The organism is Microbacterium sp. S1037, from assembly GCF_048381605.1.
Taxonomy (GTDB): domain Bacteria; phylum Actinomycetota; class Actinomycetes; order Actinomycetales; family Microbacteriaceae; genus Microbacterium; species Microbacterium testaceum_B.
Genome location: NZ_JBLWIG010000001.1, coordinates 100699 through 116733, shown reverse-complemented (window position 1 = coordinate 116733; position 16035 = coordinate 100699). Strand labels below are relative to the sequence as shown.

Below are 16035 nucleotides of genomic sequence, written 5' to 3'. Positions count from 1 at the left end.
CCGCTGCGTGCGGGCCGCCCCTTTCCGCGCGCCGGAGGCCGCGTCAGGACCGGGGTGCCGCCGTCGAAGCGCGCACGTTGAGCCGCGGGCTCAGCTGCACGCGGTGCACCGGCCGGTCGGGCTCGGCGATGCGACGCGCGAGGAGCTCGACCGCCGCCTCGCCGACGCTCGCACGCGGCGGGCTGACCGCGGTGAGCGCGGGCGTGAAGAGCTGGGCCACCTCGTCGTCGTACGCGATGATCGACAGGTCGTCGGGCACCGAGATGCCGCGCGTCAACGCGAGATCGACGAACGCCATGGCTTCGGGGTCGGAGTGCACGAGCAACGCCGTGACGCCCGTGGCGAGGGCCGAGTCGAGCGTGGCGTTCACGACGTCCGAGAAGTCGGGGCTCGTCCGGTCGGGGAGCGTCTGCTCGAAGTGGTCGGCGGGGGTGAGCTCGAGCTCTTCGCACGCGGTCTGCCATCCCGCGGCGATCTTGCGCGAGGTGGGCGAGTGGCGCGAGAGGATCAGCCCCACCTTGCGGTGTCCGAGCGTCGCGAGGTGCCGCGCGGCGAGCAGGGCGCCGAGGGCGTGGTCGGTCGTGACGGACTCCATCGGGATGCCGCCGGCCCCGGTCACCGCGTCGCGCTCGACGAGCACGCTCGGCACGGGGCATTCCGAGAGCCAGCTCATCACGTCGGCGGCGTGAGCGGTGTCGGTGTTGGGGGCGACGATGAGCCCGCGCACGTCTCCGGTGGCGACGAGGCGCTCGAGCACGGGCCGCTCGTCCTGCAGCTCGTACGACGCGCCGCGCAGGAGCATCTTGTAGCCGAGGCGGCGCCCGGCCGTCTCCATCCCGCGCACGACGCCCGGCCAGTAGTACGCGAGCGAGGGGACGAGGACGGCGATCGACCCCGTCGACGTCTCGTCGGCGCGAGGTTCGGGAGGTGCCGGGGTGTTCTCGCCGGCGACCGCGCCGCCGTGGACACGGCGGAGCACCCCCTCTTTCTCGAGCTGAGCGAGGTCGCGGCGCAGCGTGACGGTGGCGACCCCGAGCTCGTCGGTGAGCTGTGAGATGCGCACGGCGCCGTCGCTGTGCAGGGCGCTCAGGATGTGGGCGCGGCGCTCGGCCGCGAGCGGCTGGTGCGGGGTGGTGTCGGTCATGGGGAGTCCTCGATCGGTGTGTCCAGTTCTACCGTGACCTGGAGCTGAGTGCGGGATGCCAGGGGCAGGGCGAGGCGCGTCAGACGGCCGCCCCACACCTCGGTGAGCATCGGGTCGTCGAGATGGCGCACCTCGGCCGTCGCGGCGACGTCCTCCGGCCAGCGCAGGCGCACCGGACGAGCGCCGCCCTCGGGGATGACCCGCGCGCCCCCGGTCTCGAGACGGACCTCGCCCGCGACGAGCAGGTGCAGGAGGGTGTCGTCGCCGGTGGGGGCGTCGTCCGCGAATCGCCACGCGTCGTCGATCTCGACCCGTCCGGCCACGCGATCGAGTCGCGCTCGCCGTCGCCAGTGGTCCAAGCCCGCGTCGGGGTAGGCGGCCGCGAGGTCGGCCGTGAACGTCGAGGCGTCATCCCCGATCTCGGCGGTGGCACCGCGGGCGGCGGCATCCCTCCCCGCGGGTTGGGTGCGTCCGCGCACGACCGGGACATTGTGCCACGCGCTCTGCATCGTCCAGATGTCGTACCGGTCGGGGCCGAACGTGGCCGCGGTGTAGGTCGGGCGGCCGGCGTCGACGATCACCGGGACGCCGTCCACCGCGACGAGGAACGAGCCGACGTCGTTGTGGTTGTGGTGCTCGCCGTTGTGGCCTCCCTTCGCGACGAGGGTCAGGCCGTCACTCGACCCGGCGCTCCCGCGCGCGAGGAACACCTCCGTCGAGGCGAGCCAGACATCGCGCGGGAGGGGCGGGAGAGCGGGGGATGCCGCGACCCAGGCCGGATCGGTGAGGGCGCGCAGCAGTCGGCCGAGGCCCTCGCGCTCGGTGGCGGCGGGGGCGCCCGGGCGGCGGTGCGACGCGGCGAACGCTTCGGCCGCGACGTCGCGGTGGCGACGGGCCGCGCGGTGCAGGGCGTGCCAGGGCTGGTCGACGGGGGGCTTCGCCTGCCCGTCGGCATGGTTCACGAACCAGTCTCCGCCGAGGTGCGAGCGGTGGGGGAACGCGACCGTCTCGCGCAGCGACGTCACCGCGGTGGCATCGGCGGCCCCGTCGGTCGCGTGCGCGAGGACGTCGAGCACCTCGAGCGCGCGCGCCGCGCCGTTCCACCAGTAGGCGTAGCCCTCGTCGATCGCGCCGTCGGCGGGCAGGACGGCGACGTAACGATCGAGCCCCTCGATCGCGAGGGCGATGACGCGGTCGCGCTCGACCGTCTCGTCGGCAGCGTCGAGCAGGCCGAGGGCGGCGACGATGACGTTGCCGTGGATCCAGGGGTTCCAGTTGTGCACGTCGCCGTCGAGGCCGATCCAGTGCCAGTCGCGCCGGCGCTGGAAGGGTTCGAAGACGCGCACCCGCGCCTCGTGCCGGATACGCGCGCGCACGCCGGGAGCGCGCGCGTCGAGCTGCGCACCGAGCAGGTGATCGATCCACGCGAGCTGCGCGACGGCCTCGCCCGCGCCGAGATCGACGTAAGGATCGGTCACGGTCGCGAGGACCGCGCCGTGCGCGCGAAGGGTGTCGTCGTGGGCGGGCCAGCACCACGAGCTCTGCTCGCACAGCAGGACGACGCCGTCGACGACCTCGTCGATCCACGCGTCGTCGAGGGTGGCGGCCGCGGCGATCGTCGCGCGGCTCAACCGGCGCTGCCTCTCGAAGGCGGCGTCCTCCCACGCGGTGCGGTCGCCGTCGCGGTGCACGCGGGCCGCGTCGCTCGCGCGCGGGTGCGGCCACGGGGTCGGTCTCTCGGCCTCGGCGCGGGCGATGATCGCCTCGATGCCCACCCGGTCCGCGGTCCCCGAGCGACGGTCCCAGACGGAGCGATCGGATGCCGGGGCGACCGGGAGCGCGTCGTCTCGAGAGCGCACGGCGATGCCGCCGAGGTGGGCGGCCAGGGGCCCCGAGAACGGGGCGGTGGGGAACGACATCGGTCTCCTTCGAGCGGGCTTCTCCCGCCTAAATCGATCATAAACGATCATGAAGATTCAGAAAAGATGTTGTGATGTTGTTTTCTGATTGATACGCTCGCCAACGTTCACCCGTCCGATTCGGGTGAGATAACGGTCTTCAAAGGAGAATCCGTGGCGACTCCCGCCCTTCCCCGCCTCGCCGGCGGACAGCGCAGCGACTGGCTCGCCGTCGCCGACGCGCTCCTCTCGGCGGCGCAGCGGCATGCCACCCCCGGCCGGGGACGCATCGTGTTCCCCGGCGCCGAGGGAGGCTACGGCGCGGCGGTGGACGGCCTCGAGGGCTTCGCTCGAGTGTTCCTCCTCGCGGGCTTCCGCATCGCCGGCGCGCGCGGCGAGGGCGTGGACGAGCTCATCGCGTTCTTCGCCGACGGGGTGCGCACCGGCGTCGATCCGGATGCCGCCGACCGGTGGGCGCGCATGGACGAGCACGCTCAGGCGAAGGTCGAAGCGGCCTCCCTCGCGCTCGCCCTCGATCTCACGCGCGAATGGATCTGGGACGCCCTCGACACGCAGACCCGCGAACGGGTGATCGCCTACCTCGCTCCCGTCGTGGGTGACGACACCTACCCCCGCACGAACTGGGTGTGGTTCCGCATCGTCGTCGAGACGTTCCTCCGCTCCGTCGGCGGCCCCTGGTCGGCCGACGACATCGCGGCGGACCTCGCTCGCCACGACTCCTTCGTCCGCGCCGACGGGTGGCTCTCGGACGGTGAGGAGCGCGCCTTCGACCATTACGTCGGTTGGGCTCTCCACGTCTATCCGGTGCTCTGGCCCCGCATGACGGGTGCCGCGGATCTCGTCGGCCACCGCACCGCGGGCGACGTGGCTCGCCTCGACCGCTTCCTCCAGGATGCCGTGCGGCTCATCGGCGTCGACGGCTCGCCGCTCCTCCAGGGCCGGAGCCTCATCTACCGGTTCGCCGCCGCGGCCCCGTTCTGGGCCGGCATCATCGCGGGCGCCCCGTCGACCGGGATGGGACGACTGCGGCACGCGGCGGGCGCGATCGTCGACCACTTCGTCGCGCACGGCGCCCCCGACGCGGACGGCGTCCTGACACTCGGGTGGCACGGCGAGTGGCCCGCTCTCGCCCAGTCGTACTCCGGCCCCGGCTCGCCCTACTGGGCGGTGAAGGGCCTGATGGGCATCGTGCTCCCGGCCGACCACCCCGTCTGGAGCGCCGTCGACGAGCCTCTCCCGATCGCGGAAGCCGACGACCTGCGGGCGATCACCGCCGCCGGATGGATCGTCTCGGGCACTCGCGCGGACGGGATCGTCCGGGTCGTGAACCACGGCACCGACAAGGCGCGGCCCGGCGACCACACCGCCGACTCGCCCCTCTACGCGCGCATCGGCTATTCCACGGCGACCGCTCCGCTGCTCGACGACCTCGCGTGGACCGATCCTCTCGAGCAGGCGGTGACCCTCGTCGACGCGAGCGGACGGGCGACCCATCGCACCGCTCTGACGCCCCTCGGCGCCGAGGTCGTCGACGGCGTCGGGATCGCGGCCTCGACCTCCGACGTGCACGTGGTCGACGTGGCTCCCACGACGCACCGCCACGGCGCGGGGCTCGCTGGCACCGTGCGCCACATCGCGCGCGTGACCGTGCGCTCGCTCGTCCGCGGCCCCTGGGAGGTGCGTCTCACCTCGATCGACGACCTCGCCGTCGGCGTCGAGCTCGAGGGTCTGCGCCTGCGCGTGGGCGGTTGGCCCCTCGCGGGCGACGAGCCGCGACACGGCACCGACACGGGGAGCGCCGAGGTGCATCTCGACGGCCGGGTCTCCGGCATCCGGGCCCTTCGTCCCGAGGCGGTCTCGAGCGTCGTGGTCCGCCGCAACGCGAGCCCGCTGGGCGAGATCGCGGCCGTGCCGGTGCTCACGTGGGACGCGGAGGTCGGCGTGCCGTTCACGGCCCTCGTCACCCTGACCGGCGACGCGACCGCCCTCGACGCCCGTGCCTCGCTCGAGCTCGAGGGCGACGAGTCCGTCGCCGTCGTCACCTGGCCCGACGGCCGGTCGACACGCACCCCTCTCACAGACTCCGGAGCCTCCCGATGGGCGCACCGGCATTCTCGGGCCCGCACCGGTGTCCCGTACGCAATCGCAAAGGAGCAGCACGCATGAAGCGCAAGATCGTCATCGCGACCGGGGTGGGCATCGTCGCCGCCCTGTCGCTGACCGCCTGCAGCGGCGCATCGTCCGACGCCGTCAGCAGCGGCCCCGTCACCCTGACGATGTCGGGGTGGAGCCTGAGCACGACCCCCGAGTTCCAGGCCCTGGCCGACAAGTTCCACGAAGAGAACCCCGACGTCACGATCGAGGTCAAGGAGTACGACTCCGCGAACTACGACACCCTCATGACGGCCGACCTGGCCGCGGGCACCGGTCCCGACATCATCACCCAGAAGAACCTCAAGACCTTCATCACGTACCAGGCCGGCGGCCAGCTCGCCGACGTCTCGGACGTGACCCTTCCCGACGGGATCGGCGGCGCCGACGCGTACAAGGTCGACGGGTCGACCTGGGCCGTGCCGTACCGCCAGGACTCCTGGGTGCTCTTCTACAACAAGGACCTCTTCACCAAGGCCGGCGTCGCCGAGCCCGACGGGTCGTGGACGTGGGACGACTACGAGAAGGCCGCCGAGCAGCTGACCACCAAGCTCGGTGCCGCCGGCTCCGCCGCCCTCGGCACCTACGAGCACAGCTGGCAGTCGACCGTGCAGGGCTTCGCGAACGCGCAGAGCCCCGACGCGAACATCCTCGACGGCGACTACGGCTACCTGAAGCCCTACTACGAGCGGGCTCTCGCGCTGCAGAGCGCGGGCGCGCAGGTCGAGTACAACACCGTCACCGCCAACAAGCTCACCTACCAGGCCGAGTTCGGCAAGCAGCAGGCGGCAATGATGCCGATGGGCACCTGGTACGTCGCGACCCTCATCGCCCAGCAGGCCAAGGGTGAGGCCGACGCCTTCTCGTGGGGCTTCGCGCCGATCCCGCAGTACGACTCCTCGACGACCGGCACCTCGAAGACCCCGGTGACCTTCGGCGACCCGACCGGCTTCGCGATCAACAAGGCAGCGGATGCCACCAAGCTCGCCGCCGCGAAGAAGTTCCTCGCCTTCGCCTCGGGTGAAGAAGGCGCGCAGGTGCTCGCCGGTCTCGGGATCACCCCCGCACTGACGAGCGATGCGGTCGCGAAGACGTACTTCGCGGTCAAGGGAGCGCCCACCGACGAGCTGTCGTCGTTCGCGTGGTCGACGCACGAGACCAAGCCCGAGAACCCCACCTCGGCCAAGACCGCGGCCGTGCAGAACATCCTTCTCGACCTGCACACCGCCGTCATGTCGGGATCGACGTCGATCGACGACGCGATCAAGACCGCCGAAGACCGCGTCAAGAGCGAGGTCGGCGTCGGCTGACGCCCCTTCACCGGTCGGCCCGGGCACCGTCCCGGGCCGACCGCCCCTGAGATCCCCTCACGATCTGGAGACCCCATGGCGACCATCGCCGACACGCGCCCGACGGCGCCGAAGACCGGGCGCGACCGCGGGCCCCGCCCCGCGCGCCGCCGGTCGCGCCTGACGCTTCGCAGCACCCTCATCGGGTGGAGCTTCATCCTCCCCAACTTCCTGGGCTTCGCGGCGCTGACGCTCGTGCCCGTCGTCACGCTCTTCTACATGTCGATGACGAACTGGAACGTCTTCGGCTCGTCGGCGTTCGTGGGCCTCGCGAACTTCCAGCGCCTGCTCGGCGACGGCAGCTTCCGCATCGCCCTTCTCAACACGCTCTACTACGCGGTCCTGCACATCCCGCTGACGATGGTCGTCGCGCTGGGGCTCGCGCTCCTGCTCAACAACAAGCTGCGCGGGGTCGCGTTCTTCCGCACCGCCGCGTTCTTCCCCTACATCACCTCGATCGTCGCGATCGCCGTGGTGTGGAACCTGCTCTTCAGCCCCGAGTACGGCCCGATCAACGAGATCCTGCGCTTCTTCGGCCTGCAGAACCCGCCCGGGTGGCTCACCTCGTCGGAGTGGGCGATGCCCGCCGTCGTCATCATCAGCACCTGGCGCGACATGGGCTACTACATGATCCTCTTCCTCGCGGGGCTGCAGACCGTGCCGCGCGAACTGCACGAGGCGGCCCGCGTCGACGGAGCCAACGTGTGGCAGCGCTTCGTCAACGTCACCCTGCCGTGTCTGCGCCCGACCACGTTCTTCGTGACGGTCATGCTCACGATCAACTCGTTCAAGATCTTCGACCTGATCCTCGTGATGACCCAGGGCGGACCGGGCCAGTCGACGCTCGTGCTCTCGCAGTTCATCTACCAGAAGGGCTTCCAGGAGAACCAGTTCGGGTACGCGTCCGCGGCATCCATCGTCCTGTTCCTCCTGTGCATCGTCGTGACGCTCGTGCAGTTCTTCATCAACAAGAAGCGAGACGCCTGATGACCGATCTCCTCGTCCCCGACGCGACCCGCACGCTCGTCACCGCGGGCGCGAAGCCCCCGCGCCGCCGCCCGGTCGCCGGCGCCCACCCCGCCCGGCGCGTGGGCCGCGTCATCGGCTACGCCGTGATGATCCTTGCCGCCGCGGCCCTGCTGCTGCCGTTCTTCTGGATGATCATGAGCTCGCTCAAGACGCCGAACGACGTCTTCAGCGCCCCCGTGAAGTGGTTCCCCGAGACCTGGGTGTGGAGCAACTACGTCGACATCTGGACGCAGTCCGGGATGCTCACCTGGATCCGCAACACGCTCGTGCTCGCGGTCGTGGTGACGTTCCTGCAGGTGCTCACCGGCTCGTTCGCCGCCTACGGCTTCTCGCGCATGCGCTTCCCCGGTCGCGACGTGCTGTTCCTCGTCTACATCGGCACGATCGCCGTGCCGTGGCAGTCGTACATGATCCCGCAGTTCATCCTGCTGTCGAACCTCAAGGTGTCGAACACCCTCTGGGCGATCATCCTCATCCAGGCGTTCGGCGCGTTCGGGGTGTTCCTGATGAAGCAGTACTACGACACCATCCCCGAGGATCTGTCGGAGGCCGCTCGCCTGGACGGCCTGAGCGAGTACGGCATCTGGGCGCGCATCATGCTGCCGCTCTCGGTCCCCGCGATCGCGAGCCTGACCATGCTCACCTTCGTCAGCACGTGGAACGACTACCTCGGCCCGCTCATCTACCTGCGCAACCCCGACCTCTGGACCATCCAGCTGGGGCTCCAGAGCTTCGTCAGCACCCTCTACGACGCCAACTACGCGCTGCTGTTCGCCGGACTCACGATGTCGGTCGTCCCGATCGCGGTCGTCTTCCTGCTCGGCCAGAAGTACTTCGTCGAGGGCATCGCGACCAGCGGAATGAAGGGCTGAGCCGTGCGCCGTATCTCCCACGACACCTACGCGAGCATCTTCTCGACGGTCTACCTGGGGCTGATGGTCAACGTGCTGCTGCTCGTCGGCTGCGCACCCCTCGTGCTCCTGCTGGTGACCACCGACCCTGCCGCGTCGTGGCCGCTCCTGCTGATCGCGACGCCGCTCTGCGGGCCCGCGCTCGTCGGGGCCTTCACCGCCTTCCGCGCGCACGGCCTGGGGGAGGGACGCGTTGTCCGCGCCTTCGTGGCCGGCTGGCGTCGCGCGGCCCTCAGAGCCCTCGCCGTCGGCGCGATCGTGGCCGTCGTGCTCGCGATCGTGCTGGTCGACGTGCGCGCCGTGTCGGCGGCATCCTGGTCCGTCCTCGTCGTCCCGCTCTGCGCCACGATCGCGCTGCTCGCTCTCGCCGCAGCTCCCGTGGCGCTCACCGCGCTCGCCGAGGCTCCGGCCACCCCGCTGCGGGTGCTGCTGTCGACGGGCGCCGTCCTGGCCGTCCGCCGCTGGTACCTCAGCGCGGTGAGCCTGCTCGTGCTCGCCGGTCAGGCGGCGCTGTTCGTGGCCTCTCCCGCGTTGGCGCTCGGCCTGACAGCCGCACCCGCGCTGTACCTGATCTGGGCGAACGCCCGCTACACCCTCCGCCCCGTGCTTCCGGCCGACGTCACCGTCGCCGCCGTCTGATCCGAAGGATTCCCCCGCATGACGACCTCGCCTCCCACCACCGGTGCGGGCACCGCCCGCGTCGACCCCGCCCGCGTCGACCCCGCCCGCGTCGACCCTGCACGCGTCGACACCGCCCGGGCCATCGCGCAGGTGCTCGCCACCGTCCGTGCCAACATCGATACCTTCGGCACGCGGTACCCCGACGACACCACCCGCGACAACCGCTACGCGCTGCGGCCCGCCGTCGCCGGCTTCGCCGAGGGCGCCAACCGCGGATGGACGACGAGCTTCTGGCCCGGCATGCAGTGGATCGCGTACGAGCTCACCGGCGACGACGTGTACCGGGATGCCGCCCTCGCCCACGCGGCCGACTTCGGTCGCCGCGTGCGCGAGGGGGAGGATCTCGACACCCACGACCTCGGCTTCCTCTACACGCTGTCGTGCGTCGCCCCGGCGCGACTGCTCGGCGACGAGGACGCCCGCGCCAGCGCGCTCGCCGCCGCCGACCACCTGATGACCCGCTACCTGCCGTCGGCCGGGATCATCCAGGCGTGGGGTGACCTCGCCGACCCCGCGCAGCGCGGCCGCACGATCATCGACAGCCTCATGAACATGCCCCTGCTCACCTGGACGGCCGAGCAGACCGGCGACGAGCGCTACAGCGACGTCGTCGCCCGGCACACCGCCGAGCTGCGCCGACAGATCCTGCGCCCCGACGGCTCGACCTTCCACACCTTCTACTGGGATGCCGAAACCGGCGAGCCCGTGCGCGGAGCGACCGAGCAGGGCGCCTTCGACGACTCGTGCTGGGCGCGCGGACAGGCCTGGGGGATCTACGGCTTCGCGATGAACCACCGCGCGACCGGCGACCCCGACCTGCTCGAGGCATCCCGCATCTGCGCCGAGTACTTCCTCGCGCACCTGCCCGCCGACGACGTGCCGTACTGGGACCTCGTCTACAACGACGGGGCCGACGCCCCGCGCGACAGTTCGGCGGGCGCGATCGCGGTGTGCGGTCTCTACGAGCTGGCCGAGGTCGACACCGAGAACGCCGAGCGGTGGCGTTCCGCGGCCGATCGCATCCTCGCCTCGCTCATCGCCCACTACACGCCGGCGACCGCGGCGGATGCCGACACCGTACTGCTGCACAGCGTCTACGACCTGCCGAAGAACGTCGGCGTCGACGAGGGGACGCTCTGGGGCGACTACTTCTACTTCGAGGCCCTGGCCCGCGCGGCGCGGCCCGAGTGGCGGCCGGCGTGGTGAGGCTCGCGCGCGTCGGCGATCGCTCGGTCGCGGTGCTGGCGGGGGCGGCGGGTGATCGTGCGCTCGACCTCGGCCCGCGGCCCCTGCCCGAGCTGTTCGCCGAGCTCGACGGCATCCGGGATCTGGTGGAGAGAACGGATGCCGACGCCCTCCCGCCGTTGGACATCGCGGCGCTGCGGGCCCCCGTCGTGCCGCGCACGATGCTCTGCCTCGGGTACAACTACCGCGGGCACGTCCCCGACGGGGTCGACCCGACGGCGGACGACCCCGCCACCCCCGACGTCTTCGTCAAGACGCCGAACACCCTCGGTGGGCCGAACGATCCGGTCGTCGTGCCGACCGTGGCCGACGACGTCGACTACGAGGGGGAGATCGCCGTCGTGATCGGTCGGCGCGCCCACGAGGTCCCCCTCGACGACGCGCTGTCTCATGTCGCGGGGTACACGCTGCTCAACGACGTGTCCGATCGCTCGTGGCAGCGTCGGCAGAGCCAGTGGGCGCTCGGCAAGTGCTTCGACGGCTTCGCGCCGCTCGGGCCCTGGCTGGTGACCGCCGACGAGATCGATCCGCAGGACCTGCTCGTCGAAGTCGTGCGCGACGGCGAGGTCACCGTGTCGCAGTCCACCGCGACGACGATCTTCTCGGTCGCCTTCGTCGTGCATTACCTCAGCCAGGTGGTCACGCTCGAGCCCGGCGACGTCATCTCCACGGGCACACCCCAGAAGCTCGCCGCCGCGCAGGACGCCCATCGCCCGCTCGCCCCCGGCGACGCGGTCACCGTCCGCGTCGCCGGCATCGGCGAGCTGACCACCACGTTCATCGCACCCCCGGGAGCTTCGGCATGATCCTCGACACCTTCCGCCTCGACGGCCGCGTCGCCGTCGTCACCGGCTCCAGCCGCGGCCTCGGCCAGGGCGCGGCCCTCGCGCTCGCCGAGGCCGGGGCCGACCTCGTGCTCATCGACCGCGGCGACGCGGGGCACACGGCCGAGCTCGCGCGCGCCCTCGGCCGGCGCGTACACACGATCCACCGCGACTTCGTCTCGGCGTCCCGCGACGAGCTGGCCGCCGCGATCGACGAGGCCGCCGAGGTGCTCGGGCGCGTCGACATCCTCGTCAACAACGCGGGAACCATCCGCCGGGCGCCCGCCGCGGATCACCCCGCCCAGGATTGGGACGACGTGCTCGCGGTCAACCTCGACGCCGTGTTCCACCTCTCGCAGGCCGCCGGGCGGCGCATGATCGCGCAGGGGTGGGGGCGCATCGTCAACGTCGCCTCGATGCTGTCGTTCCAGGGTGGCATCCTCGTCCCGGGCTACGCCGCCTCGAAGCACGCGGTGGCGGGGCTGACCAAGGCCCTCGCGAACGAGTGGGCGGCCTCGGGCGTCACCGTGAATGCCGTCGCGCCGGGCTACATGGCCACCGACAACACCGCGCCCATCCGTGCCGACGCCGACCGCGAAGCCTCGATCCTCGCGCGCATCCCCGCAGGGCGCTGGGGCACGCCCGCCGACCTCCAGGGGGCGTTCGTCTTCTTGGCATCCGACGCCGCCGCCTACGTCACGGGGGCGGTGATCCCGGTCGACGGCGGGTGGCTGGTGCGGTGAGCTGACCCGCCGCCGCGCCGACCCCGCCGACGCGCCGCCGCGCCGCGCCGCGCGCTCCACTCCCATCCCGCGCTCCACCCACACCCCGCGCTCGACCCCGAGCGCCGCCCCCACCGCCCCCGCTCGGCACTCCACCCGAGCGCCGCCCCGACCCGCCCGGCCCGCCGGGCCCCGAACCCAGGAGAACCGCATGACCGCCTCCATCCCCCAGCGCTACGCGACCCACCCCGAGCAGATCCCCGGGATGGACACCGCCGACCTGCGCGCACGCTTCCTCATCGACGACGTCTTCGTCGCCGGAGAGGTGCGCCTGACGTACACGCACCACGACCGCATCGTGCTGGGCGGTGCGGTCCCCGCGGGCCGCGACCTGCCGCTCACCGGCTACCCCGAGATCCGCAGCGAGTACTTCCTGGAGCACCGCGAGGTCGGCATCGTCAACGTCGGGGGACCGGGCACGGTCACCGCCGACGGCGAGGTGTTCGAGCTCGTCACCGGCGCCTGCTTGTACCTCGGCCGGGGGATCCGCGAGGTGGTGTTCGCGGGGGACGACGCGCAGTTCTATCTCTTCTCGGCCCCCGCGCACACGGCCTATCCCGCGGCCCTGGTCTCTCCGGGCGAGGGAACCGTGCGCGAGCTCGGCGACCAGCTCACGAGCAACCGTCGCACGCTCAACCAGTACATCCACGAGAACGGCGTGAAGAGCTGCCAGATCGTCATGGGTGTGACGCAGCTGCACCCGGGCTCGATGTGGAACACCATGCCCGCGCACACCCACGACCGCCGCACCGAGTGCTACCTCTACTTCGACGTCCCCGAGGATGCCCGCGTCGTCCACCTCATGGGCGAGCGCGACGAGACGCGTCACCTCATCGTCGGCGACCGCCAGGCCGTCATCTCGCCGAGCTGGTCGCTGCACTCCGGCGTCGGCACGGCCGCGTACTCGTTCGTGTGGGCGATGGCGGGCGAGAACCAGGCCTTCGACGACATGGATGCCGCGCCCATCACCGACCTGCGCTGATGGCGGCCGTGACGCCCGACGACGCTCGCACGCCCGCGGAAGGCTCCGTGCTGCTCGCGGTCGGCGAGACGATGGCGATGCTGGCTCCCGCCGACGGCGGGGGAGTGGCGGATGCCGTGGACTTCCTCGTCGACGCGGGCGGCGCGGAGTCGAACGTCGCCGCGCATGCCGCCGCCGGAGGAATGACGGCCCGCTGGTTCAGCAGGCTCGGCGCCGACGCGCTCGGCGATCGGGTGCTGCGGCAGGTCGCGGCCCGCGGTGTCGACACCGCGGGGGTCGTGCGCGACGTCGAGCGCCCGACAGGGCTGTACGTCAAAGACCCCGGCCGCGGTGTGCGGTACTACCGGCGCGGGTCCGCGGCATCCGCCCTCTCGTCGACGGATGCCGAGGTCCTCGCCCTCGACGACGTCTCCGTGCTGCACGTGTCGGGGATCACGGCGGCGATCTCGACCTCCGCGCGTGGGTTTCTCGTCGCGGCGATGGCCCGCGCCCGGTCGCGGGGCGTGACGGTGAGCTTCGACGTGAACCACCGGTCGGCGCTCTGGTCGGCGGCCGAGGCTGCCCCCGTGCTCGCCGACCTCTCAGCCCGCGCCGACGTCGTCTTCGTCGGACGCGACGAGGCCGAGACCCTCTGGAAGACACCCCGCGACGTCGACGTCCGCGCCCTGTTCCCCGACGTTCCGGAACTCGTCGTGAAGGACGGCGACATCGGCGCGACCGTGTTCGCGGGCGCCGAGCGCACGTTCGTCCCCGCTCTTCGCGTCGAGGTCCTCGACGCCGTCGGCGCGGGCGACGCCTTCGCCGGCGGGTATCTCGCGGCGCGCGCTCGCGGTGGCGATCCCGCGGCTCGCCTCGCGGCGGGGCACGAGAGGGCGGCCCTGACGCTTCGCACCTACGGCGACTCCCTGGACGACTCCGGGGCGCGCCGAGGCTCCGACTGAGACGACTTCCGAGCTGACCCGTCTCGACGCGGGCGTCGCCGTGTCCGGTCGCGTTCAGCGGGCCGAGGTCCAGCGGGAGAGCGTCACCTCAGGCGAGCGGCGGGCCGATGACGAAGTCGGTCGCGGCTTTCCACGGGGCCAGGATGACGGCGTCGCCCGTGAAGAGGAACGTCTGGTTGTAACGGCCGTCGATCTTGTACGTCAGGTAGGTGCCGCGCGGGCCTTCCTCGGTGAACCAGGCGCTGTCGGTGGTGAGCTCAGCGACGAGGGCGTCCCAGTCCGTCCGCGACGCCGGCGACCACGTGTAGTAGTCGCCGGCGGGTGACCCATCGGTGGAGCATCTGGGACCCTGTGCGATCGCGGGGTAGTCCGGGAGTGTGACGGCCCCCTCGGGGAGAACGACGTCGCGCACCGTCTTCCCGGATGCCGGATCCATGATGTTGTCGCACGTCGGGGCCACGCGCGCGGAGGCCGGAGCCGTGAGACGCGCATCGGTGGTCGCGCTGACGCTCGGGGTGGGGGTGGCGGCCGCCACGGTCGGCGGGGTGGTCCGAGCTGCATCGCCCGAGGGCGTGGCATCCGGAACGCACGCCGTGAGAATCGACAACATCACCCCGGCGAGCGCGAGGATCACGGGTGCTCGACGGGCACGCGGAGAGAGGGAGGGCACGGGTTCACCGTAGCGCGCCGTGCGCCGAGAGCGCCGTCGACCGTGCCCCTGCCCGCTCGCGAGGTCCCTGAGCTCGTCGAAGGGACTGAGACGAGTCGCGAGGCCCCGGGCCGTCGCGCGGACTCCGTCCCCGACACGCCGCCCAGGCCCCGTCCCCGCCCGCGCGCCGCCCACCGACTCCGCCTGACGGCACACTGCGCGAGCGCCGCTGCCGCGTCCGTGACAGTTCGCGCACATCCGTGCAAGCCCGCGCCGGGAATCGCGGCGAGGAGGAGGATGGATGCATCCGCATCGACCCTCCTGAGGAGACCCATGCACGTCAACGCCTACGCGGCGTCGTCCGCGACCTCGCCCCTCGAGCCCACGACCATCGAGCGTCGTGACGTCGGCCCGAAGGACGTCCTCATCGACATCGCCTACGCCGGCATCTGCCACTCCGACATCCACACCATCCGCGGCGAGTGGGGCGACGTGCCCTACCCCCTGACCGTCGGCCACGAGATCGTCGGCACGGTCGCCGAGGTCGGCTCCGAGGTGACCTCGCACAAGGTCGGCGATCGCGTCGGCGTCGGCTGCATGGTCAATTCGTGCCGCGAGTGCGACAACTGCCTCGCGGGCGAGGAGCAGTACTGCGAGAAGGGCAACACCGGCACCTACGCCGGTAAGGACGTCGACGGCACCATCACGCAGGGCGGCTACAGCGAGAGAATCGTCGTCGACGAGCACTTCGTGCTGCGCGTGCCCGAGTCGATCCCCTACGAGAAGGCCGCTCCGCTGCTCTGCGCCGGCATCACGACGTACTCGCCGCTGAACCACTGGAACGCCGGCCCCGGCAAGAAGGTCGCGGTCGTGGGTCTCGGCGGACTCGGCCACATGGCCGTCAAGATCGCCCACGCCATGGGTGCCGAGGTCACGGTGCTGTCGCAGACGCTCAGCAAGAAGGACGACGGCCTGAAGATGGGCGCCGACCACTACTACGCCACGAAGGACGACGAGACGTTCGAGAAGCTCAAGAAGAGCTTCGACCTCATCATCAACACGGTCAGCGCCCCGCTCGAGCTGCGGAAGTACCTCGGCCTGCTCACGCTCAACGGCACGATGGTGAACGTCGGCGCCCCGCCGGAGCCCCTGCCCATCCAGGTCTTCACGCTGTTCACCAACCGCCGTTCGTTCGCCGGTTCGTCGATCGGCGGCATCCGCGAGACCCAGGAGATGCTCGACTTCTGCGCCGAGCACGGCATCGCGCCCGAGACCGAGCTCATCTCGGCCGACCAGATCAACGAAGCCTACGAGCGCGTGCTGAACAGCGACGTGCGCTACCGCTTCGTCATCGACGCGAAGACCTTCGCCCCCGCCTGACCCCGGCTCCGGATGCCACGGCCCCGACGTTCCCTCGAGCGTCGGGGC

Annotated in this window: 14 protein-coding genes; 11 read left to right on the top strand and 3 right to left on the bottom strand. The window is 71.5% G+C overall.

Going from position 1 to position 16035, the window contains the following annotated elements; genetic code table 11:
- Nucleotides 1-43 precede the first annotated feature (43 nt).
- Together ACMW4R_RS00495 and ACMW4R_RS00490 are read right to left on the bottom strand one after the other, a co-directional pair.
- A complete protein-coding gene (locus tag ACMW4R_RS00495) occupies nucleotides 44-1144 on the bottom strand; it encodes a substrate-binding domain-containing protein (RefSeq protein WP_418298826.1) in 1101 nt (366 codons plus the stop codon).
- The gene (locus tag ACMW4R_RS00490) at nucleotides 1141-3063 is read right to left on the bottom strand and encodes a heparinase II/III domain-containing protein (RefSeq protein WP_418298825.1); all 1923 of its coding nucleotides are present in this window, start codon (nucleotides 3061-3063) and stop codon (nucleotides 1141-1143) included. The genes ACMW4R_RS00495 and ACMW4R_RS00490 overlap by 4 nt, the downstream gene beginning before the upstream one ends.
- A 153-nt stretch (nucleotides 3064-3216) precedes the next feature.
- Between ACMW4R_RS00490 and ACMW4R_RS00485 the strand changes: the two genes are divergently transcribed.
- The 10 genes from ACMW4R_RS00485 to ACMW4R_RS00440 all read left to right on the top strand — a co-directional run bounded on the left by ACMW4R_RS00485 (nucleotide 3217) and on the right by ACMW4R_RS00440 (nucleotide 13958).
- Nucleotides 3217-5229, top strand: coding sequence for a DUF2264 domain-containing protein (locus tag ACMW4R_RS00485; RefSeq protein ID WP_418298824.1), 2013 nt, complete (start codon nucleotides 3217-3219; stop codon nucleotides 5227-5229).
- The gene (locus ACMW4R_RS00480; protein WP_058614852.1) at nucleotides 5226-6524 is read left to right on the top strand and encodes an ABC transporter substrate-binding protein; all 1299 of its coding nucleotides are present in this window, start codon (nucleotides 5226-5228) and stop codon (nucleotides 6522-6524) included. Before ACMW4R_RS00485 ends, ACMW4R_RS00480 begins: the two co-directional genes overlap by 4 nt.
- A 75-nt stretch (nucleotides 6525-6599) precedes the next feature.
- Entirely contained in the window at nucleotides 6600-7550 is a 951-nt protein-coding gene (locus tag ACMW4R_RS00475; RefSeq protein ID WP_058596182.1) for a carbohydrate ABC transporter permease, read from the top strand.
- Complete coding sequence (locus tag ACMW4R_RS00470) at nucleotides 7550-8464, top strand: carbohydrate ABC transporter permease (RefSeq protein WP_058596181.1); 915 nt, start codon at nucleotides 7550-7552, stop codon at nucleotides 8462-8464. The genes ACMW4R_RS00475 and ACMW4R_RS00470 overlap by 1 nt, the downstream gene beginning before the upstream one ends.
- Before the next feature lie 3 nt (nucleotides 8465-8467).
- Entirely contained in the window at nucleotides 8468-9142 is a 675-nt protein-coding gene (locus ACMW4R_RS00465) for a ferredoxin-NADPH reductase (protein WP_418298823.1), read from the top strand.
- 18 nt (nucleotides 9143-9160) lie between these two features.
- Nucleotides 9161-10390, top strand: coding sequence for a glycoside hydrolase family 88 protein (locus ACMW4R_RS00460; RefSeq protein WP_418298822.1), 1230 nt, complete (start codon nucleotides 9161-9163; stop codon nucleotides 10388-10390).
- Nucleotides 10384-11235 (top strand): fumarylacetoacetate hydrolase family protein, encoded by an 852-nt coding sequence (locus ACMW4R_RS00455; protein WP_418298821.1) that lies wholly within the window; start codon nucleotides 10384-10386, stop codon nucleotides 11233-11235. The genes ACMW4R_RS00460 and ACMW4R_RS00455 overlap by 7 nt, the downstream gene beginning before the upstream one ends.
- Complete coding sequence (gene kduD / locus ACMW4R_RS00450) at nucleotides 11232-11996, top strand: 2-dehydro-3-deoxy-D-gluconate 5-dehydrogenase KduD (protein WP_418298820.1); 765 nt, start codon at nucleotides 11232-11234, stop codon at nucleotides 11994-11996. The genes ACMW4R_RS00455 and kduD overlap by 4 nt, the downstream gene beginning before the upstream one ends.
- Nucleotides 11997-12186: 190 nt before the next feature.
- Nucleotides 12187-13017: a 5-dehydro-4-deoxy-D-glucuronate isomerase gene (gene kduI / locus ACMW4R_RS00445; RefSeq protein WP_418298819.1), complete on the top strand. Its 831-nt coding sequence runs from the start codon at nucleotides 12187-12189 to the stop codon at nucleotides 13015-13017.
- Complete coding sequence (locus ACMW4R_RS00440; protein ID WP_418298818.1) at nucleotides 13017-13958, top strand: sugar kinase; 942 nt, start codon at nucleotides 13017-13019, stop codon at nucleotides 13956-13958. The genes kduI and ACMW4R_RS00440 overlap by 1 nt, the downstream gene beginning before the upstream one ends.
- Nucleotides 13959-14046: 88 nt before the next feature.
- Here the strand turns inward: ACMW4R_RS00440 and ACMW4R_RS00435 are convergent, their stop codons facing one another.
- The gene (locus ACMW4R_RS00435; protein ID WP_418298817.1) at nucleotides 14047-14628 is read right to left on the bottom strand and encodes a hypothetical protein; all 582 of its coding nucleotides are present in this window, start codon (nucleotides 14626-14628) and stop codon (nucleotides 14047-14049) included.
- Nucleotides 14629-14940: 312 nt separating this feature from the next.
- Between ACMW4R_RS00435 and ACMW4R_RS00430 the strand changes: the two genes are divergently transcribed.
- Nucleotides 14941-15987, top strand: coding sequence for an NAD(P)-dependent alcohol dehydrogenase (locus tag ACMW4R_RS00430; RefSeq protein ID WP_418298816.1), 1047 nt, complete (start codon nucleotides 14941-14943; stop codon nucleotides 15985-15987).
- Nucleotides 15988-16035: the final 48 nt, after the last annotated feature.